General features: G+C 71.7%; 22 protein-coding genes. 8 read left to right on the top strand and 14 right to left on the bottom strand.

What is annotated here, in order from left to right; genetic code table 11:
- Positions 1-340: 340 nt before the first annotated feature.
- On the bottom strand, positions 341-778 hold the full coding sequence (locus tag ACVW19_RS18630) for an ATP-binding protein (protein ID WP_457460475.1): 438 nt from the start codon (positions 776-778) through the stop codon (positions 341-343).
- A 111-nt stretch (positions 779-889) separates the two neighbouring features.
- Positions 890-1,231 (bottom strand): anti-sigma factor antagonist BldG, encoded by a 342-nt coding sequence (gene bldG / locus ACVW19_RS18625; protein ID WP_003991900.1) that lies wholly within the window; start codon positions 1,229-1,231, stop codon positions 890-892.
- 79 nt (positions 1,232-1,310) lie between these two features.
- Here bldG and ACVW19_RS18620 point away from each other — a divergent pair, with 79 nt between their 5' ends.
- Positions 1,311-3,836 carry a DEAD/DEAH box helicase gene (locus ACVW19_RS18620; protein ID WP_457460474.1) on the top strand — a complete coding sequence of 842 codons (2,526 nt, stop codon included), beginning with the start codon at positions 1,311-1,313 and terminating at the stop codon, positions 3,834-3,836.
- Here the strand turns inward: ACVW19_RS18620 and ACVW19_RS18615 are convergent.
- The 7 genes from ACVW19_RS18615 to ssd all read right to left on the bottom strand — a co-directional run bounded on the left by ACVW19_RS18615 (position 3,754) and on the right by ssd (position 9,033).
- On the bottom strand, positions 3,754-4,095 hold the full coding sequence (locus ACVW19_RS18615) for an Rv3654c family TadE-like protein (protein WP_457460473.1): 342 nt from the start codon (positions 4,093-4,095) through the stop codon (positions 3,754-3,756). The two genes, ACVW19_RS18620 and ACVW19_RS18615, sit on opposite strands and share 83 nt — an antisense overlap.
- Before the next feature lie 101 nt (positions 4,096-4,196).
- On the bottom strand, positions 4,197-4,598 hold the full coding sequence (locus ACVW19_RS18610; protein WP_457460472.1) for a TadE family type IV pilus minor pilin: 402 nt from the start codon (positions 4,596-4,598) through the stop codon (positions 4,197-4,199).
- Entirely contained in the window at positions 4,585-4,794 is a 210-nt protein-coding gene (locus tag ACVW19_RS18605; protein ID WP_109377237.1) for a DUF4244 domain-containing protein, read from the bottom strand. Before ACVW19_RS18605 ends, ACVW19_RS18610 begins: the two co-directional genes overlap by 14 nt.
- Positions 4,795-4,858: 64 nt before the next feature.
- The gene (locus ACVW19_RS18600; protein WP_457460471.1) at positions 4,859-5,656 is read right to left on the bottom strand and encodes a type II secretion system F family protein; all 798 of its coding nucleotides are present in this window, start codon (positions 5,654-5,656) and stop codon (positions 4,859-4,861) included.
- Entirely contained in the window at positions 5,653-6,510 is an 858-nt protein-coding gene (locus tag ACVW19_RS18595) for a type II secretion system F family protein (RefSeq protein ID WP_457464669.1), read from the bottom strand. Before ACVW19_RS18595 ends, ACVW19_RS18600 begins: the two co-directional genes overlap by 4 nt.
- A gap of 79 nt (positions 6,511-6,589) precedes the next feature.
- Positions 6,590-7,792 carry a TadA family conjugal transfer-associated ATPase gene (locus ACVW19_RS18590; RefSeq protein WP_457464668.1) on the bottom strand — a complete coding sequence of 401 codons (1,203 nt, stop codon included), beginning with the start codon at positions 7,790-7,792 and terminating at the stop codon, positions 6,590-6,592.
- A gap of 134 nt (positions 7,793-7,926) precedes the next feature.
- The gene (gene ssd / locus ACVW19_RS18585; protein ID WP_457460470.1) at positions 7,927-9,033 is read right to left on the bottom strand and encodes a septum site-determining protein Ssd; all 1,107 of its coding nucleotides are present in this window, start codon (positions 9,031-9,033) and stop codon (positions 7,927-7,929) included.
- Positions 9,034-9,599: 566 nt separating this feature from the next.
- Between ssd and ACVW19_RS18580 the strand changes: the two genes are divergently transcribed.
- Positions 9,600-10,445, top strand: coding sequence for an HAD family hydrolase (locus ACVW19_RS18580; RefSeq protein WP_457460469.1), 846 nt, complete (start codon positions 9,600-9,602; stop codon positions 10,443-10,445).
- Positions 10,446-10,823: 378 nt separating this feature from the next.
- Here ACVW19_RS18580 and ACVW19_RS18575 read toward each other — a convergent pair whose 3' ends face one another.
- Both ACVW19_RS18575 and ACVW19_RS18570 read right to left on the bottom strand, forming a co-directional pair.
- Positions 10,824-11,696, bottom strand: coding sequence for an oxidoreductase (locus ACVW19_RS18575; RefSeq protein ID WP_457460468.1), 873 nt, complete (start codon positions 11,694-11,696; stop codon positions 10,824-10,826).
- A gap of 94 nt (positions 11,697-11,790) precedes the next feature.
- Entirely contained in the window at positions 11,791-13,056 is a 1,266-nt protein-coding gene (locus tag ACVW19_RS18570) for a hypothetical protein (RefSeq protein ID WP_457460467.1), read from the bottom strand.
- A gap of 369 nt (positions 13,057-13,425) precedes the next feature.
- On the opposite strand from ACVW19_RS18570, the gene ACVW19_RS18565 reads away from it, so the two are divergent.
- The 6 genes from ACVW19_RS18565 to ACVW19_RS18540 all read left to right on the top strand — a co-directional run bounded on the left by ACVW19_RS18565 (position 13,426) and on the right by ACVW19_RS18540 (position 21,843).
- Positions 13,426-15,996, top strand: coding sequence for a SulP family inorganic anion transporter (locus ACVW19_RS18565; RefSeq protein ID WP_457460466.1), 2,571 nt, complete (start codon positions 13,426-13,428; stop codon positions 15,994-15,996).
- A 219-nt stretch (positions 15,997-16,215) separates the two neighbouring features.
- Positions 16,216-18,171: an acetate--CoA ligase gene (gene acs / locus ACVW19_RS18560; protein ID WP_457460465.1), complete on the top strand. Its 1,956-nt coding sequence runs from the start codon at positions 16,216-16,218 to the stop codon at positions 18,169-18,171.
- Between the two features lie 253 nt (positions 18,172-18,424).
- Positions 18,425-19,861 (top strand): Na+/H+ antiporter NhaA, encoded by a 1,437-nt coding sequence (nhaA, locus tag ACVW19_RS18555; RefSeq protein ID WP_457460464.1) that lies wholly within the window; start codon positions 18,425-18,427, stop codon positions 19,859-19,861.
- Between the two features lie 220 nt (positions 19,862-20,081).
- Complete coding sequence (locus tag ACVW19_RS18550) at positions 20,082-20,576, top strand: phage holin family protein (RefSeq protein ID WP_457460463.1); 495 nt, start codon at positions 20,082-20,084, stop codon at positions 20,574-20,576.
- Entirely contained in the window at positions 20,573-21,538 is a 966-nt protein-coding gene (locus ACVW19_RS18545) for an alpha/beta fold hydrolase (RefSeq protein ID WP_457460462.1), read from the top strand. Before ACVW19_RS18550 ends, ACVW19_RS18545 begins: the two co-directional genes overlap by 4 nt.
- 122 nt (positions 21,539-21,660) lie before the next feature.
- Entirely contained in the window at positions 21,661-21,843 is a 183-nt protein-coding gene (locus tag ACVW19_RS18540; RefSeq protein WP_457460461.1) for a hypothetical protein, read from the top strand.
- Positions 21,844-21,954: 111 nt separating this feature from the next.
- On the opposite strand, the gene ACVW19_RS18535 is transcribed toward ACVW19_RS18540, so the two are convergent.
- From ACVW19_RS18535 to nth, 3 genes are all read right to left on the bottom strand, one after another.
- Positions 21,955-23,154, bottom strand: a complete 1,200-nt coding sequence (locus tag ACVW19_RS18535) for a MarP family serine protease (protein ID WP_457460460.1) — start codon at positions 23,152-23,154, stop codon at positions 21,955-21,957.
- Positions 23,155-23,272: 118 nt separating this feature from the next.
- Entirely contained in the window at positions 23,273-23,968 is a 696-nt protein-coding gene (locus ACVW19_RS18530; RefSeq protein ID WP_457464667.1) for an NUDIX hydrolase, read from the bottom strand.
- 118 nt (positions 23,969-24,086) lie between these two features.
- The gene (nth, locus tag ACVW19_RS18525) at positions 24,087-25,022 is read right to left on the bottom strand and encodes an endonuclease III (protein WP_457460459.1); all 936 of its coding nucleotides are present in this window, start codon (positions 25,020-25,022) and stop codon (positions 24,087-24,089) included.
- Positions 25,023-25,314 lie beyond the last annotated feature (292 nt).

The following is a 25,314-nucleotide window of genomic DNA, read 5'->3' as shown; positions in this document are numbered from 1 at the left end:
CTCCTTGACGCTTGGGCTGAGCTCAAGATGTGGACGGGATTCTAGGTACCCGGAACCTGATCGAAACAGAGCGCGTTAAATGTAAATCGCCGCACATACTCTTCACGCCATGATCACCTGTAATGCCTCTGGAGCATTCACCGATCGCCCGATGGATCGTGAATGAATTCACGCGGTGAACCGCACGGGAACGGCGGAACAGAAACCACAGTAAGCGTGAGTGGTGACACCCGCACATGCCGAAGGGCCCCACGGGTGGGGCCCTTCGGAAAAGAAGTCGCTGTTCGGGTGACTCGGGTCGGGTGGCCGGGTGGTCGGCCAGGGCAAGCGGTCGGGCGGGTCAGCCGTGGAAGGTGGCCGGCGGCATGGTGGACCACCTCATACGGATCGTTCCGCCGTGCTCCCCGGAACTGACCTCGACGTCGTCGACGAGTCCGCTGATGACCGCGAGGCCCATCTCGTCCTCCTCGATCTCGGCCTCGGCTCCTCCCGGCCCGCCGCCGGGCGTCCGCCCGCCGGGAGCCGGATGGGGTGCCTCGTCACCGACCTCGATGGAGAACTGCTTCTCCTCCTCGGTCAGCAGCACCTTCACGGGGGCCGGGATTCCACCGTTCTGGTGGAGTCCGACGGCCCGGCTGCACGCCTCACCGACGGCGAGCCGGACCTCGTCGAGGACCGTCTCGTCCACTCCGGCCCTGCGCGCCACCGCCGCCGCCACCAGTCGGGCGGTCCTGACATGCTCGGGCAGCGCGCTGAAGCGGAGCTCAACGGTGGCCATGCATCCCCCTCGCAGACTTCGGGCGTGCGGTGGAGAGGCCGGGCTGTCGCAGAGCCCGGTCCTCCTCGTGCTTCACTGCTCTGCCCGGACGCGGACGCCCGGACCCGATGATCAGTCGGTGGCCGCCACCGCTTCCTCGACCGAGGTGTGAATCGGGAACACCTTGGTGAGGCCGGTGATACGGAAGATCTTGAGAATGCGCTCCTGGTTGCAGACCAGGCGGAGCGAGCCCTCATGGGCACGCACCCGCTTCAGGCCGCCGACCAGCACGCCGAGTCCGGTTGAATCCAGGAAGTCCACACCCTCCATGTCGACGACAAGGTGGAAACTGCCGTCATTCACCAGCTCGACCAGCTGCTCGCGCAGCTTGGGCGCGGTATATACGTCGATTTCGCCACCGACCCTGACGATCGTGCGATCGCCCATGGTCTCGGTCGACAGGGACAGGTCCACGGATCCTCCAGCACCTAGCTATCGAGCGGTCGCCCTTGGGGCATCTCGGCTCAGCCCCCGGGACGGTTCGCCAGCCGCGATGGCATTCAATCACTTACCGGCAGGCGTGCACGACGCCTTGGTCCCATTGTCCGTCATGCCGGTGACACACTCGGTGCCGATGGCCAAGAATCTCCGACCCGATCGGCCCCTGACGGACAGCGCTTCCCAGCCCGCGCCGGGGGCGCTCCTGTCCCGGCTCGCCGCCGGGCCGAGCCGGGCTTCGCGCATCACACATACGGAGCACTTGCCCCCGCGAGCGGGTCGCCATGCCCTCTGGCCGGACCGGATTCGCCCGGAGGTGCTCGCCGCCGTGCGGGCGACGGGCATCGACCGTCCCTGGGCCCACCAGGCACGGGCCGCCGAGCACGCCCTGGACGGCGAGTCGGTCGTGGTCGCCACCGGTACCGCCTCCGGCAAGTCCCTGGCGTACCTCACGCCCGTCCTGTCGGCGCTCCTGGACGGCTCCGAGGCCCCGAACGGCCGGGGCGCGACCGCCCTCTACCTCGCCCCCACCAAGGCCCTCGCGGCCGACCAGTGCCGCGCCGTGAAGGAACTTTCACAACCTCTGGGCCATTCGGTGCGCGCGGCGGTCCACGACGGCGACACCCCGTTCGAGGAACGCGAGTGGATCCGCCAGTACGCCAACTACGTCCTGACCAACCCGGACATGCTGCACCGGGCCATGCTCCCCTCCCACCCCCGCTGGTCCTCCTTCCTGAAGTCGCTGAAGTACGTCGTCATCGACGAGTGCCACACCTACCGGGGTGTCTTCGGCTCGCACGTCGCCCAGGTGCTGCGCCGGCTGCGCCGCCTCTGTGCGCGCTACGGTTCCTCGCCCGTCTTCCTGCTGGCCTCCGCGACCGCCGCCGAGCCCGCGGTCGCCGCCCGCCGGCTCACCGGGCTGCCGGTGGTCGAGGTCGCCGACGACGCCTCACCGCGCGGTGAACTGGTGTTCGCCCTCTGGGAGCCCCCGCTGACCGAGCTGCACGGCGAGAAGGGCGCCCCCGTCCGCCGTACGGCCACCGCCGAGGCCGCCGACCTGCTGACCGACCTCACCGTCCAGGGCGTCCGCTCGGTCACCTTCGTACGCTCCCGGCGCGGCGCCGAGCTCATCTCGGTGATCGCACAGGAACGCCTCGCCGAAGTGACATCAGCCGCCGGCGCCGCGGGCGACCGCTCACTGGCCCGGCGCGTGGCGGCCTACCGGGGCGGCTATCTCCCCGAGGAGCGCCGTGCCCTCGAACGCGCCCTGCACTCCGGCGAACTCCTCGGACTCGCCGCGACGAACGCCCTGGAACTCGGCGTGGACATCTCCGGCCTGGACGCCGTGGTGATCGCCGGCTACCCGGGCACCCGTGCTTCCCTGTGGCAGCAGGCGGGCCGTGCGGGACGCTCCGGACAGGGTGCCCTCGCCGTCCTGGTCGCCCGCGACGACCCCCTGGACACCTTCCTCGTCCACCACCCCGAAGCCCTGTTCGACCGGCCCGTGGAATCCACCGTCCTCGACCCCGACAACCCCTACGTACTCGCCCCGCACCTGTGCGCGGCGGCCGAGGAACTGCCCCTGACGGACGAGGACCTGGAACTGTTCGGTCCGGCCACCGAGGACCTCCTGCGGCAACTGGAGGCCGCGAAGCTGCTCCGCCGCCGGACGAAGGCCTGGCACTGGACCCGCCGGGAGCGGGCCGCCGACCTGACCGACATCCGCGGGGAGGGCGGCCGACCGGTCCAGGTCGTCGAGTCCGCCACCGGACAACTGCTCGGCACGGTGGACGCGAGCGCCGCGCACACGGCCGTCCACGAGGGCGCGGTCCACCTCCACCAGGGCCGCACGTATCTCGTCCGCTCCCTCGACCTGGACGATTCCGTCGCCCTGGTCGAGCAGGCCTCCCCGTCCTACACGACGGTCGCCCGTGACACGACGTCCATCTCCGTGCTGGAGACGGACACCGAGATCCCGTGGGGCGACGGCCGCCTGTGCTTCGGCTCCGTCGAGGTCACCAACCAAGTGGTCTCCTTCCTGCGTCGACGGGTCGTCACCGGCGAGGTACTGGGCGAGACGAAACTCGACCTGCCTCCTCGTACGCTGCGCACCCGCGCGGTGTGGTGGACGGTCACCGAGGACCAACTGGACCGGGCCAGGATCAACCCCGAGATCCTCGGCGGTGCCCTGCACGCCGCCGAGCACGCGTCGATCGGCATGCTGCCCCTCTTCGCGACCTGCGACCGCTGGGACATCGGCGGCGTCTCCGTCCCCCTGCACCCCGACACCCTGCTGCCCACCGTCTTCGTCTACGACGGGCATCCGGGCGGGGCGGGTTTCGCGGAGCGTGCCTTCCGCACCGCCGGCGACTGGCTCACCGCCACCCGGCGGGCCATCGCGTCCTGCGAGTGCGAGGCCGGGTGCCCCTCCTGCATCCAGTCCCCCAAGTGCGGCAACGGCAACGACCCTCTGCACAAGCGGGGTGCGGTACGGCTGCTCACGGTGTTGCTGGAGGGGGCCCCGGTGCCGACGGAGGAACCGTCGGCGGCGGAGGGCCGGCAGGCCCCGCCCGTGCCCTGACCTCCGCCGCGAACGGCTCTCGTCCCGAGGCCACCGACACGTCCGAGACCTCGCCGTCGACCGCGCACCGCACGAGGCGGGTGTGCTGCGCCCGCGCCACCCGGTCGGCCCGTGCGCAGGCCGCCGCCTCGCCGTCCATCCACCGGTCCGCCGCCGCCAGCGCGGCGAGGTCCGCACCCCCGGCCGCCCGATGCCGGACCACGGCGGCCTGGCCGAGAGCCAGGACGACACCGAAGACGACGCACAGCACAGCGATCATCCCGACACTCCAGACGGCCGCGGACCCGCGGTCACGTCCGCGGCCCCCGCCGGGGAGCCGGCCGTTCAGCCACCGGCGCCGGTTACGGAACCCTTCACTCTTCATGTGCCCGCCCCCACCGTCTCCTCCACGGCGGCCACCGCCTCCTCCCGTACGTCGAAGGGCAGCCCGCGCAGCACCGGGGGCTTGGCCACGACGACCACACGGACCCGCGCCGCCTCCCGGCTCACGGTGACCTCCGCCCCGGACGGCGCCGCCCGGCGGGCCACCTCGACGACCGCGCCGGGGGGATCCTGCCGGGCCGCCGCACGGGCACCCGTGCGGGCCGCGTCCACGCACTGGATCCGCACCGCCACCACCAGCAGCCCCCACACCAGCGCCATCGCGAACATCACCAGCACAGGCAGCACCATCGCCGCCTCCGCCGTCACGAACCCCCGGTCCGCACGACGCGCACGCCACGCACAGGGCCCCTCGTCCGCCCGACGCTCACATCCGGCCATCGAGCGCCTGCTCCACGATCCTCGTCAGCGCCGCGTCGACCGGGCCGCTCGTCACCACCTTGTAGAGCACCACGGCGAACGCCACCGCCGCCACGATGCCCATCGCGTACTCGGAAGTGACCATTCCGGTGTCCCTCCGCGCCGCCCGCATCCTGCACACCAGGGCACGCAGCCGCGCCCGTACCACCTGATACATCTCAACTCCCCTAAAAATCCCCTACAGAAAAGCTCTGTCGAAACCACTCGGCTGTTCGTCCTGCTCACCGCCCCAGCGGCTCACCCCCTCCCAGCACCCCGCCGGCGAGCCCGATCACCACGGGCAGCACGCCGACCGCGATGAAGGCGGGCAGAAAGCACAGCCCCACGGGTGCGGTGACCATGACGGCCGCCCGCCGCGCCCGTGCCGTCGCCGCGCGTGCCCGCTGCGCACGGGACTCCGCGGCGAGCCGCGCGACGGGCGCGGCCATGGGAAGCCCGGACACGTCGGCCCGTTCCAGCAGCCGGGCCAGGGCAGCGGCTCCCGGCACGGAGGCCAGCCGCCGCCAGGCCGCACCCGGTTCACCGCCGAGCCGGACCTCTGCCGCGCCCCGCGCCAGCGCATCCCCGACCGGCCCGCCCAGGGCCTCACCGACAGCCTGCGCGGCCGGTACCGGACCGGCGCCCGCCGCGATACAGGCGGCCAGCAGATCGGCGGCGAGGGGCAGCTGCCGTGCCGCACCGGCCGCCTCGCGCTCCCGCACGTGCGCTTCGGCAGCCGTCTGCCGCAGTCGCCACCGCCACAGTCCGACGGCGCAGGCCAGCCCCACCAGCACTCCGGTGAGGCCGCCCACCAGCGCCCATCCCGCGCACGCCACACCCACCGGGGGCAGCCAACGCCGCGCGGTTCCCGGCACGGCGAGGCGCGGCCGGGAGGCCGGCGGCTCCACGGCCGACATCCCGGCCAGCCGTCGCCGCACCCGGCGCTCGCACCGCGTCCGGCGCAGCCACCAGGCCGAACAGCCGATCACCAGCGCCGCCCCCACGAACACCCCCAGCCTGTGGACGACCTCGCCGCTCATGGCGATGTCTCCTCGGCTCCCCGCATGATCCGCAGCACCCACCACAGCCCCAGGCCCTCCAGAACCCCGCCGGCCACGAGGCAGCCGAACCCCGACGCGGTGTGCAGCAGGATGTGCAGCGGGTCGGCCCCGAGGGCCGCGCCGAGCCCGAGCCCCAGAGCCGGGAGCCCGGCGAGCATCACCGCGGTGGCACGGGCACCGGCCAGCTGGGCGCGCAGATCACCGCGCTGGTCCCGTTCGGCACGCAACGCCGCTTCCAGCCGGTCGAGTCCGGCCGCGAGCCCTGCCCCCTGGTCGACGGCGACCCGCCAGCACGCGGCGAGTCCTCGAAGCCCCTCGGCGCCCGGCTGCCGTGCCGCCGCCGCGAGCCCGTCCGGGACGTCCCCGCCGAACCGCGCCGCCGCCAGCACCGCCGCCTGCGCTTCGCCGAGCCCGCCGGAATCACGCGCGGCCGGCGGCAGCGCCTCACCCGGCTGCCGCCCGGCACGCACCTCACCGGCGAGCGCCCCGCACAGCGCGATCACCGCGTCGGCCCGGTTCTCTCGGATCCGGCGCTCCCGAGCGGCCAGCCGCACCCGCCGCAGCAACGGCACCCCGGCCACCCCCGCGACGACCGGCAACACCGACGAACCCAGCAGCGCCAGCACCGCTCCGGCAGCCGGCGCCCACCATTCGGCCCGCAGCCGTCCACGGATCCGCCCCCACTCGCGAACCACCCGGGGCCACCCCGGCGGCCCGTTCCCGACGGCTCCCCCGTCGGTCAGCAGCAGTCGCACCCGCCTGACTCCGGCCCGTCTGCCGCCCAGCAGCCACGCGGCGCCCCCGAGGCACGCCGTGGCCGCCCCGATCGACATCCCGGCAGTCCCGCTCACCCTCGCTCCCCTCTCGCCCTCGACCGCTCCCACCCGCTCACCTGCCACCACCTCGACCCGCTCACCGTCCGCCGCCCCCACTCCCGTTCCGGAGCAGCTCCCGCAGCCGCTCCCACCCCGGCTCGTGGGCGAAGGCGTCCGGAGCCCACCGCAGCGCGGGCACCGTCCGCACCAGCCCCGACGGGTCCCGTTCCAGCACGTGCACCTCCGCGATCCGCCTCCGGCCGCCCCGGTCACGTACGAGGTGCAGCACCACGGACAGGGCGGCCGCCAGTTGACTGTGCAGCGCGAACCGCTCGAGCCCGGCCGCCGTGCCGAGCGCCTCCAGCCGGGCGGGCACGTCCGCGGCGGCATTGGCGTGGACGGTCCCCGAGCCTTCGTGTCCCGTGTTGAGGGCGGCCAGGAGGTGGACCACCTCGGGGCCGCGCACCTCCCCCACGACCAGCCGGTCCGGCCGCATCCGCAGTGCCTGGCGCACCAGGTCCTCGAGCGTGACGAGTCCGGCGCCCTCCTGGTTCGCGGGCCTGCTTTCCAGGCGTACGACGTGTGGATGGTCGGGCCGCAGTTCGGCCGAGTCCTCGGCGAGGACGATCCGCTCGTCCGGTCCGACCAGCCCCAGCAGAGCGCTGAGCAGGCTGGTTTTCCCGGTCCCGGTGCCGCCGCTGACCAGGAAGGACAGTCGCGCGTCGAGCAGTGCGCGCAGGATCCGGTCGCCGCCCGGTGGCACCGTTCCCGCCGCCGTGAGTTCGTCCAGGGTGAAGGCGCGGGGCCGTACGACCCGCAGCGACAGGCAGGTGCAGCCGACGGCCACCGGGGGGAGCACCGCGTGGAGCCGTGTCCCGTCGGGCAGCCGCGCGTCCACCCACGGCCGGGCGTCGTCCAGGCGCCGGCCGGCCACGGCGGCGAGCCGCTGGGCGAGCCGCCGTACGGCGACCGCGTCCGGGAAGGAGACGCGGGTGAGCTCCAGTCCGCCGCCGCGGTCCACCCAGACCCGGTCCGGTGCCGACACGAGCACATCGGTCACCGACCGGTCGGCGAGGAGCGGATCCAGCGGGCCGCTGCCGATCAGCTCGGACCGCAGGTGTTCGGCGGCCCTCAGCACTTCGGCGTCGCCCAGGACTCGCCCCTGCTCCCGCAGTGCCTGCGCCACCCGCGCGGGCGTCGGCTCGGACCCGCTCTCCGCGAGCCACCGCCGTACCCCGTCGAGCAGGCCTGGAGGCGTCCCCGGCCCGCCCACCGGTGTGCCGGACGTCTCTCCCCTCATCGGTGCCCCGACCGAGGCCGCGCCCCGCAGGCCCGTCGGCGGCACACCGTGTGTCCTGTCGAGCGCCGCGCTCTCCGGGCCGCCCACCGGCGTGCGACCCGGCCTTTCCGCCCTCCTGATGCTGCTCCTGATGCTCATGCCGCCCTCGCCTCCACCAGCGCCCGCTCCCAGAACTCCTTGCAGAAGCGGGCCAGCGGGCCCCGGCCGGATGCCGCGGGTGGTTGTCCCGCCCCGGACGGACGCTGCAGGGCGGGCTCGACGGGTACGTCGCCGGCGAGGGGCAGTCCGAGCAGCCGGGCGACCTCCCGGTCGTCGAGGCCGGGCATGTACGGGCCGCGCACCGCCACTCGCAGGTCGCGCAGGACCATGCCGACGGCGGAGGCGACCCGTCCGGCTGCCGCGACGGCGCGCAGCTCGGCGGGGACGACCAGGAGCCCGAGGTCGAGTTGCGCAAGAGCCTCGGCCACCCCGCTGTCGACGCGGCGGGGCAGGTCGACCACGACCGTGCCGCCCCCGCGCCGGGCCGCGGCGAGCACCGCCCGTACCGCCTGGGGCGGTACGGCGACGCAGTCGCCCCGGTCCCAGCTGAGCACCCGCAGCGAGTGCAGTTCGGGCAGCGATTCCTCCAGGGCTCCCCCGCCGACCCGCCCCCGGGAGGCGGCGAACGCGGGCCAGCGCAGCCCTTCCGCCGTTTCGCCCCCGAGCACCACGTCGAGTCCGCCGCCCAGCGGATCCGCGTCCACCAGGAGGGTGCGCAGCCCCTCCCGCGCCGAGGTGACGGCGAGCGCGCATGCCAGGGTGGAGGCTCCCGCCCCGCCCCGGCCGCCGAGGACGCCGACGGTCAGGGCCGGCCGTCCGACGCCCTCGGCCACGTCGGCGATACGGTCGACCAGCCACTGCTCGCCGTCGGGCAGCATCAGCACATGGTCGGCGCCGATCTCCACGGCCCTGCGCCAGACCCCGGAGTCGTCCTGGTCGCGGCCGACCAGCACCACGCCTCGCCGACGCGCGGCACCGCGTACGCGCCGAGCGGCGTCGTCGCCGACGAGGACGAGCGGCGCGGCCTCCCAGCTGCCTCTCGGCTCCGGAACTCCGTGGTGGACCTCCGGGGTGGCGCCGGCCGCGGCGCACAGACGCAGCAGATCGTCGAGAAGTCCGGGGTCTTCGGTGACGATCAGCGGTCCGCCCTGCCTGCCTCCTCCGGCGGCGGGCGGCGGATCGTGTGTGACAGTTCCTGCCATTTTCGTCCCCCTTCGCTGCATCTCGCGGCGCTCCTGCGGCCCCGCGATTCCCAAACGTGTGAAGAACCGGCAAGCGGTCTCCATATGAACGGCCGCCAGAAACCGGCCATACGCGACTCGGCAAAACGGAACCGGCGATGAACTCGCCGCGAGCGGGACGCGCTGGAATCACGGTGCAGCGATCCGGGAAATCATGTGGATCTTGGTCAAAAACTGTGGACGGGCCAGCGGTTGTGAATATCGCCGTCACCCATACCGGCGAACCCGGCACACCCCCGCGCGGCCTCCGCAGAGCAATCCCGCGACTACACAGAGTTGAGAGTCATGCCCATGCCAAATCTCGATCGGTCCCGGTCGCCCGATCACGCCTTGGTCATGGAAAAAAAGGGGAAAACCCACCCGGACATGCGACGACCCCCGCCGGGGGGGAGAGCGGGGGTCGTCCCCACGGCCGACTCGGGGGGGGAGGAGCCGGACCGGGTTAGCACGGTCGCGAACGATCCGTGACTTCCATGGTGTACCCGAGAGGCCTCTCAGGCAAACCCACGCGCCACACCTTACGCCGAATGGGCTGCGCCTATGCTCAAGGCGTGGAAAACCACTCACTGCCCCGCACAGCAGCCTTCTTCGATCTGGACAAGACGGTCATCGCGAAGTCGAGCACGCTCACGTTCAGCAAGTCGTTCTACCAAGGCGGCCTGATCAACCGCAGGGCAGCCTTGCGCACCGCATATACCCAGTTCGTCTTCCTGGCCGGCGGCGCGGACCACGACCAGATGGAACGGATGCGCAAGTACCTGTCCGCGCTGTGCCGCGGCTGGAACGTCCAACAGGTCAAGGAGATCGTCGCAGAGACCCTGCACGACCTGATCGACCCGATCATCTACGACGAGGCCGCCACCCTCATCGAGCAGCACCACACCGCCGGCCGCGACGTGGTGATCGTGTCCACCTCGGGCGCCGAGGTGGTCGAACCGATCGGCGAGCTGCTCGGCGCGGACCGGGTCGTGGCCACCCGCATGGTCGTGGGCGACGACGGATGCTTCACCGGGGAGGTGGAGTACTACGCGTACGGCCCGACCAAGGCCGAGGCGATCAGGGAGCTGGCCGAATCCGAGGGCTACGACCTCGCCCGTTGCTACGCCTACAGCGACTCGGCGACCGATCTGCCGATGCTGGAGTCCGTGGGCCATCCGCACGCCGTGAACCCGGACCGGACACTGCGCCGCGAGGCGGTCGCGCGCGAGTGGCCGGTCCTGGACTTCCACCGGCCCGTACGGCTCAAGCAGCGCCTGCCCGCACTCTCCGTACCTCCTCGCCCGGCCCTCATGGCGGCTGCCGCCATAGGCGCCGCCGCGGCCACCGCGGGTCTGGTCTGGTACACGAGCCGACGCCGGGCGACGGTGGCCTGACCGGCCACCGCGCACGGCGCGTCGACAGGCCGGTTCCTCCCCGCCGAACGATTGCCCGATTGACACATATTTGAACCTAAAAGTAAAGAAGCGGGTCCAGCACTTCCGCTTGCTTCGAACCTGGAGTACAAAGGACTCAACGGCCCGCGAGACCAAGGACATCCGAGAGGATCCCCTTTAGAACGCATTTGGCCCCACGGACCGAGCATGGCCACAGGACACCCACGCGACGTCGACCCGTCGATTACGGGCCAGCTGCACCAGGGACGGGCAAATGTTCCCGACCTGATGGGCATATATCGAGGACGCTTGGTAACCAGGTGGGCATGCCAGCGGCGGTACGAGTTCTCGTACCGCCGCATATCTGCGCGACCGCGGCTACGCCGCCCCGCGCTGCAGCGCCTCGCACACCGCCGTGGACTCACGCGCCCCCAGTTCGACCGCGCGTCCGCAGTGGGCGATCCAGGAGGCCACGCCCTCGGGGGTGCCCGATACATAGCCCTCCAGAGCGGCCAGATAGGCCTCCTGACCCAGTTCGGCATGGCCGACCTCGGCCGGGCAGACCGACTTCGGGTCCAGCCCGCTGCCGACCAGCACGATGCGTTCGGCCGTACGCGCGAGAAGGCCGTTGTGGGAGGTGAAGGGGCGCAGTGCGAGCAGTTCACCGTGCACGACGGCGGCCGTCACCAGCGCCGGGGCGGAACTGCCCGCGATGATCAGTTCCGCCAGGCCCTCCAGCCGGCCGTGTGCCTCCGCCGCGGCGGGCAGCGGAAGCCCGATCAAGGGCTCGTCGACCGGCTCGCCCTCCTTCCGCGGCCGCCCGACCTGGTCGACCTGGTCGGCCTGGTCGGCCGCCGCGACCAGATGCAGCCGGGCGAGCACCCTCAGCGGCGACTGGCGCCAGATGGACAGCAGTTGCCCCGCCTCGGCGGACAGCCGCAGGGCCGCACCCATCGTGCGCGCCTCGTCGCCGCTGCCGAAGTCGCTGCGCCGGCGCACCTCCTCCAGGGCCCAGTCCGCCCCGGACAGCGCCGCCGAGCCACGGGCGCCGCGCAGGGCCGCCTCAGAGGTGATCTCGTTGCTGCGCCGCCGCATGACCCGGTGCTTGTAGACCCGGTCCACGGCCTTGCGGACGGATTCCACGGACTCGGACACACCGGGCAGCGAGCCCAGGGCCGCGAGGGGGTCCCCGCTGCTCGAACTCTTCCGAGAGCCCGGGGGAGGATCGGCAGTCGCGCCTGTCGTACTCATGAGTACGACATTACGCACCCTGGGCGCCCGCCCTGTGCAGGAGTGGCCTTCCTCACGCCGGACCGCCCGCCGGAGCCGCGGCGAAGGCCGCCGCTCACCCCTTCGCCGCGGGCGCCCCGGGCACACCCTTGGGAGCCGGGGCGGGGGTGCCGGACAGGAAGGACTTCCAGCCCTGCCTCGGGGCCTCGCCCACGGTCAGGGTGCGCAGTTTCGCCAAGGTCTTCGAATCCTGGACGTCCAGCCAGTCCACGAGCTGCCGGAAGGAGACACAGCGCACGTCGGACTTGGTGCACACCTCCTTGACGACCTCCTCGACGGCCCGCATGTAGGTGCCTCCGTTCCAGGACTCGAAGTGGTTGCCGATGATCAGAGGTGCCCGGTTGCCGTCATAGGCCCGCTCGAAGCCCGCGAGCAGGCCGTCCCGCATCTCGTCACCCCACTGTTCGTGCTTGGCGGGGTCGCCCTGGGTTTCGGTGCCGGACTGGTTGACCATGAAGTTGTAGTCCATGGCGAGCTGCTCGAAGGAGTGCCCGGGGAACGGGACGAGCTGCAGCGACAGGTCCCACAGCCCCTGCTTCCTCTCCGGCCACACCTGGTTGTTGACACCACTGGTGTCGTAGCGGAAGCCCAGCTCTCTCGCCGCCTTCGTGAAGTTCTCCCGACCCTCCAGACAGGGGGTGCGGGCACCGATGAGCTCCTTGTCGTAGTCGAAGGGGAGGGGGGCCTCGTTCCTCATCCCGGTGTGGGTCTTCCATGCCTTCACGAACGATTTGGCCTGGGCGATCTCGTCCTTCCACTCCGCCACCGACCATTCGCCGACCCCGCCGTCGGGGCCGCAGAAGTGACCGTTGAAGTGGGTGCCGATCTCGTTGCCCTCGAGCCACGCCAGGCGCAGCTGCCTCACGGTGGCGGCGATGCCCTCGGCGTCGTTGAAGCCGATGTCGGACCGGCCCGGCGAGTGCTGCGGCGGACGGTACAGGTCACGCTTCTCCTCCGGGAGCATGTACACGCCGCTCAGGAAGTACGTCATGGTCGCGTCGTTCTCCTTGGCGACCTTGCGGAAGTGGGAGAAGAGCTTCTGGCTGTCCTCACCCGCGCCGTCCCACGAGAAGACGACGAACTGCGGGGGCTTCTCGCCCGGCTCCAGCCGCTCGGGCTCGGGCAGGTACGGCTGGGCCCCGGTGTACGCGGTGGAGCCGTCGCCGATCAGCCGGACCACGTTCTTCGGTGCCGGCGCCGCCTTCTTCGGATCCTGAGATCCCTTGCCGAAACCGTCGGTGCCGGCCCCGCAGCCGGCGAGCGGGAGGACACAGACCGCGGCGATCACGGTGCCCACGGCGATCCTTCGGGTGGCGGCCATGCCCGCCCACCTTCTTCCTTCTCTCGGGCCGGCCCTGTGGGCGGCGATGTCGGGTGCCTGCCGGTCCGCGCCGACAGCGCCGCCAAAGTCGCATGGGACTGAGAAGGAATTAATACGACAAGCCGATAAAACGCTTACTTCACTCGCGAGAAGTATTGATTAGACCGTTTGCCCGAAAAGTAAAGACTCGCCCTTTACTCTGAATTACGATTCGTTTACTGATGGTTGAGGTTCTTGCCGCCGAGGCTCCTCGCCGCCGTTGGCCGATCCCGCCGTTCTGACGCCGTGACCCACGGCCGCGACCGCCCCGCCGTCGAGCGAGTCGCCCCCCACTTCCGCGACCGCGCAGCCCCGGAGGAGACGGGAAGCATGCCAACCTGTGTTCCCACCACCCACGCCAGCGACCCGAACCGGACCGGGCGTGCCCACCCACCCCACAGCCCGCCGTCGGCCGGGCCCCGCCGGCTCCGCATCGCGGGCGCCGATCTGTCGGCCGCCGTCGCGGTCTTCCTGATCGCTCTGCCCCTGTCCCTCGGCATCGCTCTCGCCACCGGCGCGCCGCTTCAGGCCGGCCTGGTCGCCGCCGCCGTGGGCGGCCTCGTCGCCGGCCGGGTCGGCGGCTCCCCGCTCCAGGTCAGCGGTCCGGCCGCCGGACTCACCGTCGTCACCGCCGACATCATCCAGCAGTACGGCTGGCGGACGACCTGCGCCATCACCGTTCTCGCCGGACTCTCCCAACTCGGCCTGGGCTGCCTGCGGGTGGCGCGCGGCGCACTCGCCGTCAGCCCCGCCATCGTGCACGGGATGCTCGCCGGTATCGGCGTCACCATCGCCGTCGCCCAGGTGCACATCGTCCTCGGCGGCACCCCGCAGAGCTCCGTTCCCGACAACCTCCGGGCGCTTCCCGCCCAGTTGGCGAACCTGGACCCCGCCGCCGTCGCGGTGAGCGTGCTCACCCTGACCCTGCTCCTGCTGTGGCCCCGGATCCCCGGTGGAGCGGGGCGCCTTCTGCGCAGGGTCCCGGCCGCGCTCGTCGCCGTCACCGGGGCCACCGCGGTCGCGGCCGCGGCCGGTCTCGTCCTGGCCGAGGTCGACCTGCCGTCCTGGCGCAGCCACGCGCTGGCCGGACTGCCCGAGGGGCCCGTACTCGGTCTCGTCGCCGCTGTGCTCACCACCACGCTGGTGTGCAGCGTGCAGTCGCTGCTGGGCGCGGTCGCCGTGGACAAACTGGCCTCCCGCCGCCCCGGTCCGGGCCACGGCCCACGCTCCGACCTGGACCGCGAACTGCTCGGTCAGGGCACCGCGAACATCGCCTCCGGCTGCCTCGGCGGACTGCCCGTGGCCGGGGTGGCGGTGCGCAGTTCCGCGAATGTGAACGCGGGTGCCGTGAGCCGGAACTCCACGATGCTGCACGGCGCTCTCGTGGTGGTCGCCGCGTTGCTGCTGGTCCCGATCCTGGAGTTCATCCCGCTCGCCTCACTCGCCGCCCTGGTGATGGCCGTCGGCATCCAGATGGTGTCCCTGCACCACATCCGCACGGTGACCCGACACCGTGAAGTCCTCGTCTACGCCGTGACCACCCTCGGCGTGGTGTCCGTGGGCGTCCTGGAGGGCGTCGCCCTCGGCATCGCCGCGGCCGTCGGCGTGGCCCTGCACCGCCTCACCCGCACCCGGATCACGCATGAGGAGAAGAAAGGAGTCCATCACGTACATGTCCGAGGGCAGTTGACGTTCCTCGCCGTACCCCGGCTCAGCCGGTCCCTGCATCTCGTGCCCCAGGGGGCCACCACCGTCGTGGCGCTGGACGGGTCGTTCATGGACCACGCGGCGTACGAGGCCTTGCAGGACTGGCAGAACACGCACACCGCCCGGGGCGGTGCGGTCGAGATCACCGGCCGCCGGCCCGGAGCCGGAGTCCGGACCGCCGAGCCCCAGGTCCTCGCCGCCGCACCCGCTTCGAACGGCACCGGCGCGGCGGACCCGGCCACCGGTGCCGGGTGTCGTTGCCGGCCCTGGACCGCCTGGCGCAACCACCAGTGCGAGCCCCCACGATCCGTACCCGCAGGCGACTCCGTACCGAACGACGACCGCAGCGTCCACGACGTCTCTGAGGTTCCCGGGGCTCCCGGGGCTCCCGGCAGCCCGGGGATCCACAGCGGCCTGGACGGACGGGCGATCCGCTCCGGCACAGGAGGCCCGCCCGGTGAGGGCGACGCGTCCCGTGCGGCCGGCGCGTCCGGTGCGGGCGGGCCGGAGTCGTCCCGCGCCGGGGTCGGCCAGGAACCGGTACGTGGTCTCAGCACGTTCCAGCGGAGCGCCGCTCCCCTGGTGCACGGTGAGCCGACGCGGCCGGCGCCCGAGGGGCAGCGGCCGACCCAGCTGTTCCTCACCTGTGCCGACTCACGGCTGGTCACATCGATGATCACCTCCAGCGGTCCGGGAGACCTCCTCGTGGTCCGCAATGTCGGCAACCTCGTGCCGCCGCCCGGCGAGGAAAGCGGTGACGACTCGGTGGCGGCCGCCCTCGAGTACGCCGTGGAGGTGCTCGCGGTGCGGTCCATCACGGTCTGCGGGCACTCGGGATGCGGTGCCGTGCAGGCCCTGCTCGACCCGAAGCCGGACGGTGCCGGCACTCCGCTGAGACGGTGGCTGCGGCACGGGCTGCCGAGCCTGGAGCGGTTCCGCGACGGGCACGGGCCCCGGGCACGCCTCGGCGGACGGGCGTCGGCCGACCCGGCCGAGCGGCTCTGCCTGGCCAACGTCGTCCAGCAGCTCGACCATCTGCGCGCCCACGAGTCGGTGGCCCGTGCTCTGAAGGACGGGAACCTGACGCTCCACGGCATGTACTTCCATGTGGGTGAGGCGCAGGCGTATCTCCTCACCGAGACCGCGGGAGAGGGCAGGTTCGACCGGGTGAGGGCGGCGGACCTGGCGCGGTGAGGGACCGTCGCGGGTATGAGTGGTGTGACAAGGGCTGAACCGCGTGCCCTCGGCGTCCGTGGGTACGGGTGACCCCGGGCCACGGAAGCGATCGGTTGACCTCAGAGAGTTGACCCCAAAAGGTCTAAACCACTTTGCCGTCGGCCCTTGTCAGCCCGCCCCCGGGTCTGATGAGCTGTGGCCCGGGACACAACGGACACTCCGGGAAAGGCAGATGCCGTGAGCAACGAAAGCCTGGCCAACCTGCTCAAGGAAGAACGCAGGTTCGCACCCCCCGCCGACCTGGCCGCCAACGCCAACGTCACCGCGGAGGCGTACGAACAGGCCAAGGCTGACAGGCTCGGCTTCTGGGCCGAGCAGGCCCGCCGACTGACCTGGGCCAAGGAGCCCACCGAAACGCTCGACTGGTCGAACCCGCCGTTCGCCAAGTGGTTCAAGGACGGCGAGCTCAACGTCGCCTACAACTGCGTGGACCGGCATGTGGAGGCCGGGCACGGCGACCGGGTCGCCATCCACTTCGAGGGCGAGCCCGGCGACAGCCGCACGATCACCTACGCCCAGCTCAAGGACGAGGTCTCCCAGGCCGCCAACGCCCTGCTCGAACTGGGCGTCCGAAAGGGCGACCGGGTGGCGATCTACATGCCGATGATCCCCGAGACGGCGGTCGCCATGCTGGCCTGCGCCCGTATCGGCGCCGCGCACTCCGTCGTCTTCGGCGGTTTCTCGGCGGACGCGCTCGCGACCCGTATCCAGGATGCCGACGCCAAGGTCGTCATCACCGCCGACGGCGGCTACCGGCGCGGCAAGCCGTCCGCGCTCAAGCCCGCCGTGGACGAGGCGGTCGACCGCGTCGACAATGTGCGGCACGTCCTCGTCGTCCGCCGCACCGGCCAGGACGTCGCCTGGGCCGAGGGCCGCGACCTGTGGTGGCACGAGGTGGTGGGACGCCAGAGCACCGAGCACACGCCGGAGGCGTTCGAGGCCGAGCAGCCGCTGTTCATCCTCTACACCTCCGGCACCACGGGTAAGCCGAAGGGCATCCTGCACACCTCCGGTGGCTTCCTCACCCAGACCGCCTACACGCACTGGGCGGTCTTCGACCTCAAGCCGGAGACGGACGTGTTCTGGTGCACGGCCGACGTCGGCTGGGTCACCGGACACTCGTACATCGTCTACGGGCCGCTCGCCAACGGCGCGACCCAGGTCATGTACGAGGGCACGCCCGACACCCCGCACCAGGGCCGCTTCTGGGAGATCGTGCAGAAGTACGGCGTGACGATCCTCTACACGGCGCCCACCGCGATCCGGACGTTCATGAAGTGGGGCGACGACATCCCCGCGAAGTTCGACCTGTCCTCGCTGCGGGTCCTCGGCTCCGTCGGGGAGCCGATCAACCCCGAGGCGTGGATCTGGTACCGCAAGAACATCGGCGCGGACCGCACCCCCGTGGTGGACACCTGGTGGCAGACCGAGACCGGCGGCATCATGGTCTCGCCGCTGCCCGGCGTGACCGGCGCCAAGCCGGGCTCCGCCCAGACCCCGCTGCCCGGCATCGCCGCGACCGTCGTCGACGACGAGGCGCGCGAGGTGCCCAACGGCGGTGGTGGCTACCTGGTCCTCACCGAGCCGTGGCCGTCGATGCTGCGCACCATCTGGGGCGACGACCAGCGGTACATCGACACCTACTGGTCACGGTTCGAGGGCAAGTACTTCGCCGGCGACGGCGCCAAGAAGGACGATGACGGCGACATCTGGCTGCTCGGCCGGGTCGACGACGTGATGCTGGTCTCCGGGCACAACATCTCCACCACCGAGGTGGAGTCGGCGCTCGTCTCCCACCCGTCGGTCGCCGAGGCGGCCGTGGTCGGCGCGGCGGACGAGACGACCGGGCAGGCCATCGTCGCCTTCGTGATTTTGCGCGGTACGGCGGCGGAGACCGAGCAGCTGGTCGCCGAGCTGCGCGACCACGTGGGCGCCACACTCGGCCCGATCGCCAAGCCCAAGCGGATCCTGCCGGTCAACGAGCTGCCGAAGACCCGCTCCGGCAAGATCATGCGCCGGCTGCTGCGGGACGTCGCGGAGAACCGCCAGCTCGGTGACGTGACCACGCTGACCGACTCCACCGTGATGGACCTGATCCAGGCGAAGCTGCCCCAGGCGCCCGGCGAGGGCTGAGCACGGGACGGCCGGCCACTGGAACACGGGGGGACGGCCGGCCGCGGGAACACGGGGGCGCCCGGCGCCGCACACGCGCCGGGCGCCCCGTGACATCCGTCACCGAAAGCCCTCGATGCGGCCCGGAAGCACGTTGGTTAGAGTGGCATGAAGGTGGCCGCAGCAGGCCACCCGCACACAAGCTGTCTCATGGAGCGCCGGGAAGTCTGGTCGGCACACGATTCGTGCTGCCCGACGACCAGAGGACCACCCCGTGACCGCGCCCCGCACCCCCAGCCCCCGCAAGGCCCTCGGCCGCCTCTCCCTGCCCGAGCGGAACTTCGTCGCGGACGCGCTGCGCACCGAGACCGTCGGCGGCATGCTGCTGCTCGTCGCCGCGATCACCGCGCTGATCTGGGCGAACGTGCCCGCCCTGCACGACAGCTACGAGAGCGTCAGCCACTTCCGCTTCGGCCCCGAGTCGCTCGGCCTGAACCTGTCCGTCGCGCACTGGGCCGCCGACGGACTGCTCGCGGTCTTCTTCTTCGTCGCCGGAACGGAACTCAAGCGCGAACTCGTCGCCGGTGATCTGCGCGACCCCCGGGCCGCCGCGCTCCCCGTCGCCGCCGCCCTGTGCGGCATGGCCGTACCGGCGCTCGTCTACACGCTCACCAGCGGCATCGGCGGCGGCTCACTGGCCGGCTGGGCCGTGCCGACCGCCACCGACATCGCCTTCGCGCTCGCCGTGCTCGCCGTCATCGGCACCTCCCTGCCGAGCGCGCTGCGCGCCTTCCTGCTCACCCTCGCCGTCGTCGACGACCTCTTCGCGATTCTGATCATCGCGGTCTTCTTCACCGCCGACCTGAACTTCGTCGCGCTCGGCGGTGCCGTGGTGGGCCTGGCCGTCTTCTGGCTGCTGCTCCGCAAGGGCGTGCGCGGCTGGTACGTGTATGTGCCGCTCGCCCTCGTCGTCTGGGGCCTGATGTACAACAGCGGCATCCACGCCACCATCGCCGGTGTCGCCATGGGCCTGATGGTGCGCTGCCACCGCCACGAGGGTGAGGAGCAGTCCCCCGGTGAGCGCGTCGAGCATCTCGTCCGGCCTCTCTCCTCGGGCCTCGCCGTCCCGCTGTTCGCCCTGTTCAGCGCGGGTGTGGCAATCTCCGGCGGCGCGCTCGCGGACGTGTTCACCACGCCCGAGACGCTCGGCGTCGTCCTCGGCCTCGTCGTCGGCAAGACGGTCGGCATCTTCGGCGGTACGTGGCTGACCACACGCTTCACCAGGGCCTCGCTCAGCGAGGACCTCGCCTGGGCGGACGTGTTCGCGGTGTCGACGCTGGCCGGGATCGGGTTCACCGTCTCCCTGCTCATCGGTGAACTCGCCTTCGAGGGCGACGCGGCGATGACGGACAGCGTCAAGGCCGCCGTGCTGACCGGTTCGCTGATCGCGACCGTCGCGGCGGCCGTGCTGCTGAAGATACGGAACGCCAAGTACCGCAGGCTGACCCAGGAGGAGGAGCGCGACGACGACCTCAGCGGCATCCCCGACGTGTACGAGGAGGACGACCCGGCCCACCACCTGCGCATGGCGGAGATCCACGACCGCAAGGCCGCCGAGCACCGACGGCTCGCCCGGGAGAAGGCCGAGCAGCGGCGCGGGCTTGCCGAAGTACCGGGCGGGGCAGGCGAGGACCACGACGGTCCGGCATGATCTGACGAGACGGTACAAAAGTCAGGACAGTCGGACGCACGCGGACACACACGGAGGCCCGCGGACACACACGTCCGGCCGCGCCACACCCGACCCACGTGGTCGGACACACGCGGCCGGACGTGGCGGCCGACCGGGCAGGGACCGTCAGACGGCAGACTGAACCGTACGCAGCGGCACACAGCGGCACGCGATACGTACGCAGAAGAGGGAGACCGCGATGAGCGCACCCGACGGCAGCCCGGTCGGCGCCGAACGCAGCATCGGCGAGCTGTTCGCCTCGGCGACGGAGAACATGTCGGCGCTGGTGCACGACGAGATCGCGCTGGCGAAGGCGCAGCTCAAGCAGGACGTGAAGCGGGGCGCGACGAGCGGCGGGGCGTTCACCGCGGCCGGTGTGCTGCTCCTGTTCTCCCTGCCGATGCTGAACTTCGCCCTGGCCTACGGCATCCACACCTGGAGCGACTGGAACCTCGCCCTCTGCTTCCTGCTGTCCTTCGCGGCGAACGTGCTGATCGCGCTCGTCCTCCTGCTGATCGGCGTCGTCTTCGCGAAGAAGGCGAAGAAGAGCCGGGGCCCGCAGAAGGTCGCCGCCTCCATGAAGGAGACCGCGGGCGTGCTGCAGAGGGCCAAGCCGCACCCGCGTCCCGAACTCGACCTGCCCAGGGACCGGGCCCCCGCGGCGATCGAAGCTGTGGGACGCTCGTCCTCATGACGGGCTCCTCCATCCCCTCGGGACAACCTCCCTCGGCGCACCCCCTCTCGGCCGTACGCCTCGACATCCCGGGCGGCGCCGAGGTGACCCACCGGGACGTGGCCGCCAACGGCGCGCGCTTCCACATCGCGGAGCTCGGCGACGGACCGCTGGTGCTGCTGCTGCACGGCTTTCCGCAGTTCTGGTGGACCTGGCGGCACCAGCTGACGGCACTCGCCGACGCCGGGTTCCGCGCCGTCGCCATGGACCTGCGGGGTGTCGGGGGCAGCGACCGCACACCGCGCGGTTACGACCCGGCCAACCTCGCGCTGGACATCACCGGAGTGATCCGTTCCCTCGGCGAGCCGGACGCCGCGCTGGTGGGGCACGACCTGGGCGGCTACCTGGCCTGGACGGCGGCGGCGATGCGTCCCAAGCTCGTACGACGGCTCGCGGTCGCATCCATGCCGCATCCGCGACGCTGGCGGTCGGCCATGCTCGCGGACGTCAGGCAGTCGTCCGCCATGTCCCACATCTGGGGGTTCCAGCGGCCCTGGGTCCCGGAGCGGCAGCTCACCGCCGACGACGGGGCGCTGGTGGCCGAACTCATCCAGGCCTGGTCCGGGCCGCGCCCGCCCGAGGAGAAGGCGCTGGAGAACTACCGGCGCGCCATGTGCATCCCGTCCACGGCGCACTGCTCGATCGAGCCGTACCGCTGGATGGTGCGCTCCATGGCCCGGCCCGACGGCATCCAGTTCAACCGCCGGATGAAGCGGCCGGTGCGGGTACCGACGCTGCATCTGCACGGATCGCTGGACCCCGTGGTGCGCACCCGGAGCGCCGCCGGGTCCGGACAGTACGTCGAAGCGCCGTACCGCTGGCGACTGTTCGACGGGCTAGGGCACTTCCCGCACGAGGAGGACCCGGTCACGTTCTCCACCGAGCTGATCAACTGGCTGAAGGACCCGGAGCCCGACCGCTGAGCGGAGACGCCCGCACAGCGGAAGTGAACACCTGTTCCAAGAACGGCCATTTGCCTCGCGCATAGGCCAATTGGCTGCGCCTGAGGCGATTATCGACCATGGGGTGGGGGCACGGTCGGGATATGGGCTGGACGCACGACTACAGTGACGCAGGCCGCGACCGCCACTCGGCGGGCGGCAGGGGACCCCACCAGCGAGGCGGTGCACCGCACATGGCGGGTACGGACCTCAGGATGGGGATTCCACACATCCTCCGCCGCCGGGCCCGCTGGGTCTCGGTACGGCTGCTTCACCCACGCGGGTGACCGGACAGCGGCGCGCCGGCCACACCCCGCGCGCCGCTTCCCCACGCCGAGTTCACGCGCCGCGCGTCACGTCGTAGGCGGCTCTCGCCGCCACCGTGGACCCAGCGCCGCTCAGAGCGCGCAGCTGTCGCTGTCCACCTGCTGGTTCGCGGCACGGCCCTTGGTGATGTCGTCCTGGATCTCGTCCACGGTGAGCGCGTACCCCGTCTCGGCGTCGTCGAGGGACTTGGCGAACACCACGCCGTAGACCAGGCCCTCGGGTGTGAGCAGCGGGCCGCCGGAATTGCCCTGACGGACCGTCGCGTACAGGGAGTAGACGTCACGGCGGACCGTGCCCCGGTGATAGATGTCCGGGCCGTTGGCCGTGATCCGCCCGCGGACCCGCGCGGACCTGACGTCGTACGCGCCGTTCTCCGGGAAGCCGGCGACGATCGCGCTGTCGCCGCTGCCCGCGTCCTCGGTCGTGAACCGCAGCGCCGGCGCCTTCAGGTCCGGGACGTCGAGGACCGCGATGTCGCGCTTCCAGTCGTAGAGGACGACCGTCGCGTCGTACTTCCTGCCCTCGCCGCCTATCTGCACGGTCGGTTCGTCGACGCCGCCCACGACATGCGCGTTGGTCATGACGCGGCGTTCGGAGAACACGAAGCCGGTGCCCTCCAGAACCTTGCCGCACTGCGGTGCGGTGCCCATGACCTTGACGATGGACCGCTGGGCCCGGGCGGCCACGGGGCTGCCGACCAGGGCGGGGTCGGGGGGCTGGACATCGGTGATCGGCTCGTTCGCGAACGGGCTGAAGACCTGTGGGAAGCCGTTCTGCGCGAGGACGGAGGAGAAGTCGGCGAACCAGGTGTCGGCCTGGTCGGGCAGCGCGCGGGAGACACCGAGCAGGACCTTGGAACCGCGGACCTCCTTGCCGAGCGTCGGCAGCGTCGTACCGGCGAGGGCGGAGCCGATCAGCCAGGCGACCAGGAGCATGGCGACGACGTTGACCAGGACACCGCCGGTCGCGTCGAGCGCTCGGGCCGGGGACCAGGTGATGTAGCGGCGCAGCTTGTTGCCGAGGTGGGTGGTCAGCGCCTGGCCGACGGAGGCGCAGACTATGACGACGACGACCGCGACGACGGCCGCGCCCGTGCCGACCTCGGCGTTGTCCGTCAGGACGTCCCAGATGACGGGGAGCGCGTAGACGGCGACGAGACCGCCGCCCAGGAACCCGACCACCGACAGGACGCCGACGACGAACCCCTGGCGGTAGCCGACGATCGCGAACCAGACGGCGGCGACCAGCAACAGGATGTCCAGCACGTTCACTGCTTCCAGCCTCGCCTCGTCATTCCGGTCGCTCCCACTCGGCCGGAGTCCGGGGGCGTACGGCACGAACCACCGTCGTCACCGGCCCCCCGTACCGCACGGCACGGCGCCCACCCTGTCATGACCTCTGGTCCAGCGGGACCCGCTTGTCCCGGTCCCAGGGGCGCTCCCACCCCGCGTAGTGGAGCAGCCGGTCGATGATCCCGGCCGTGAAACCCCAGACAAGAGTCGATTCGACCAGGAACGCCGGACCCTGGTGGCCGCTGGGATGGACCGCGGTCGCCCGGTTGTCCGGATCGGTGAGATCCGCCACCGGGACCGTGAAGACCCGGGCGGTCTCGTCGGGGTCCACGACGCCGACCGGGCTGGGGACCTGCCACCAGCCCAGCACCGGGGTGACGACGAAGCCGCTGACGGGGATGTAGAGCTTGGGCAGGACGCCGAAGAGCTGGACACCGGCCGGATCGAGCCCGGTCTCCTCCTCGGCCTCGCGCAGCGCGGCCCACAGCGGCCCGTCGGCCAGCGGGTCGCCGTCCTCGGGGTCGAGGGCGCCACCGGGGAAGGCCGGCTGCCCGGCATGCGCGCGCAGCGCCGTCGACCGCTCCATGAGCAGCAGTTCCGGGCCGTACGCGCCTTCGCCGAACAGGATCAGGACCGCGGACTGGCGCCCCGAGCCGTTCGCCGGCGGCAGGAAGCGGCTCAGCTGTCCCGGCGCGACCGTCTCCACGGCCCGCACCACCGGGTCCAGCCAGGTGGGCAGGCCCTCCTGACTGAGCGTCGCCCGGCCGCCCCGGATATCGCCCGCCCGCATCATCGCCACCCCCGTCGTCCTGCCCCCTGCCCGTCCCTTCCCGGCGACAGGTCCAACGCCCGGCGGCTCCTGGAACGTTCCACCAGAGATCGTTCCACCTGCGGCCGCCGGGTATGCCCTGTCATCCGGCGCCCAGCGGCGGGGCCGGCCGGCCGCCCGCGTCGAGGTAGGCCTGCGGGGGGTTCAGACGCTGGCCCGGGAAGCCGCCCTTCTCGTACTTCAGCAGCTTCCGCGCCTTCTCCGGGTCCGTCTCCCCCTCGCCGTACGCCGGGCAGAGCGGGGCGATGGGGCAGGCTCCGCAGGCGGGCTTGCGGGCGTGACAGATGCGGCGGCCGTGCCAGATCACATGGTGCGAGAGGTCGGTCCAGTCGCTCTTCGGGAAGAGCGCGCCGACGGCCGCCTCGATCTTGTCGGGGTCGGTCTCCTCCGTCCACTTCCAGCGGCGCACCAGGCGCTGGAAGTGCGTGTCCACGGTGATGCCGGGACGGCCGAAGGCGTTGCCGAGGACGACGAAGGCCGTCTTGCGGCCCACGCCGGGCAGCTTGACGAGATCTTCCAGCCGACCCGGCACCTCGCCGCCGAACTCCTCCGCCAGCACCTTCGAAAGCCCTGTCACCGACTTGGTCTTGGCCCGGAAGAACCCGGTGGGGCGGAGGATCTCCTCCACCTCCTCCGGGTCGGCGGCGGCCAGGTCCTCGGGGGTGGGGTACTTCGCGAAGAGAGCGGGGGTCGTCTGGTTGACGCGCAGGTCGGTGGTCTGGGCGGACAGGACCGTGGCGACCACCAGTTGGAAGGGGTTCTTGAAGTCCAGCTCGGGGTGGGCGTACGGGTACACCTCGGCGAGCTCCCGGTTGATCCGCCGGGCCCGGCGGACCAGCGCGGTGCGCGACTCGGCCTTGGACTGCCCGGCGGCGGCCTTCTTCGCGGACGCCGCCTCCTTCCCGGGCGCGGAGCCCTTCGCGGACGCCGCCTTCTTCGCAGGCGCGGAGCCCTTCGCGGACGCGGGCCTCACCTCGGCCGCCGCTTCGCTCGCACTCGCGGTCGAATCCTTCTTCACCGGTGCCTTCTTTGTCGGTTTCGCCGTTTCCCTGCCGTCGCCGGACCCCTGTTCGCCCACAGCGGAATCATGATGTACCGCCACCCGTGCAGCCCCCTGAGCGCGTGCTCTCACCGGCGATTTGGACACCCGACCAGCCTACGGCTCGGCACCGACATCCGCCCCGACCCCTGAAGATCGGCGCCCAATTGGACCCCTGCCGCTTACCCGGGCACGCCTGTGCGGCATCCTTGTGACAGATCACACTGTTTGGACTGTCCGGCAAAATGGGCACCTCGGTCCCCTGGTACGC

This window comes from Streptomyces sp. TE5632 (assembly GCF_054061295.1).
The sequence above is the reverse complement of the archived record's forward strand: the minus strand, read 5'-3'. Positions and strand labels throughout refer to the sequence as shown.

Coding starts and splice junctions, on each gene's coding strand:
- ACVW19_RS18630 (WP_457460475.1), bottom strand. CDS start 778: ATGGCCACCGTTGAGCTCCGCTTCAGCGCGCTGCCCGAGCATGTCAGG.
- ACVW19_RS18620 (WP_457460474.1), top strand. CDS start 1,311: ATGGCATTCAATCACTTACCGGCAGGCGTGCACGACGCCTTGGTCCCA.
- ACVW19_RS18615 (WP_457460473.1), bottom strand. CDS start 4,095: ATGATCGCTGTGCTGTGCGTCGTCTTCGGTGTCGTCCTGGCTCTCGGC.
- ACVW19_RS18610 (WP_457460472.1), bottom strand. CDS start 4,598: ATGGCCGGATGTGAGCGTCGGGCGGACGAGGGGCCCTGTGCGTGGCGT.
- ACVW19_RS18605 (WP_109377237.1), bottom strand. CDS start 4,794: ATGTATCAGGTGGTACGGGCGCGGCTGCGTGCCCTGGTGTGCAGGATG.
- ACVW19_RS18600 (WP_457460471.1), bottom strand. CDS start 5,656: ATGAGCGGCGAGGTCGTCCACAGGCTGGGGGTGTTCGTGGGGGCGGCG.
- ACVW19_RS18595 (WP_457464669.1), bottom strand. CDS start 6,510: ATGTCGATCGGGGCGGCCACGGCGTGCCTCGGGGGCGCCGCGTGGCTG.
- ACVW19_RS18590 (WP_457464668.1), bottom strand. CDS start 7,792: ATGAGGGGAGAGACGTCCGGCACACCGGTGGGCGGGCCGGGGACGCCT.
- ssd (WP_457460470.1), bottom strand. CDS start 9,033: ATGGCAGGAACTGTCACACACGATCCGCCGCCCGCCGCCGGAGGAGGC.
- ACVW19_RS18580 (WP_457460469.1), top strand. CDS start 9,600: ATGGGCTGCGCCTATGCTCAAGGCGTGGAAAACCACTCACTGCCCCGC.
- ACVW19_RS18575 (WP_457460468.1), bottom strand. CDS start 11,696: ATGAGTACGACAGGCGCGACTGCCGATCCTCCCCCGGGCTCTCGGAAG.
- ACVW19_RS18570 (WP_457460467.1), bottom strand. CDS start 13,056: ATGGCCGCCACCCGAAGGATCGCCGTGGGCACCGTGATCGCCGCGGTC.
- ACVW19_RS18565 (WP_457460466.1), top strand. CDS start 13,426: ATGCCAACCTGTGTTCCCACCACCCACGCCAGCGACCCGAACCGGACC.
- ACVW19_RS18550 (WP_457460463.1), top strand. CDS start 20,082: ATGAGCGCACCCGACGGCAGCCCGGTCGGCGCCGAACGCAGCATCGGC.
- ACVW19_RS18545 (WP_457460462.1), top strand. CDS start 20,573: ATGACGGGCTCCTCCATCCCCTCGGGACAACCTCCCTCGGCGCACCCC.
- ACVW19_RS18540 (WP_457460461.1), top strand. CDS start 21,661: ATGGGCTGGACGCACGACTACAGTGACGCAGGCCGCGACCGCCACTCG.
- ACVW19_RS18530 (WP_457464667.1), bottom strand. CDS start 23,968: ATGATGCGGGCGGGCGATATCCGGGGCGGCCGGGCGACGCTCAGTCAG.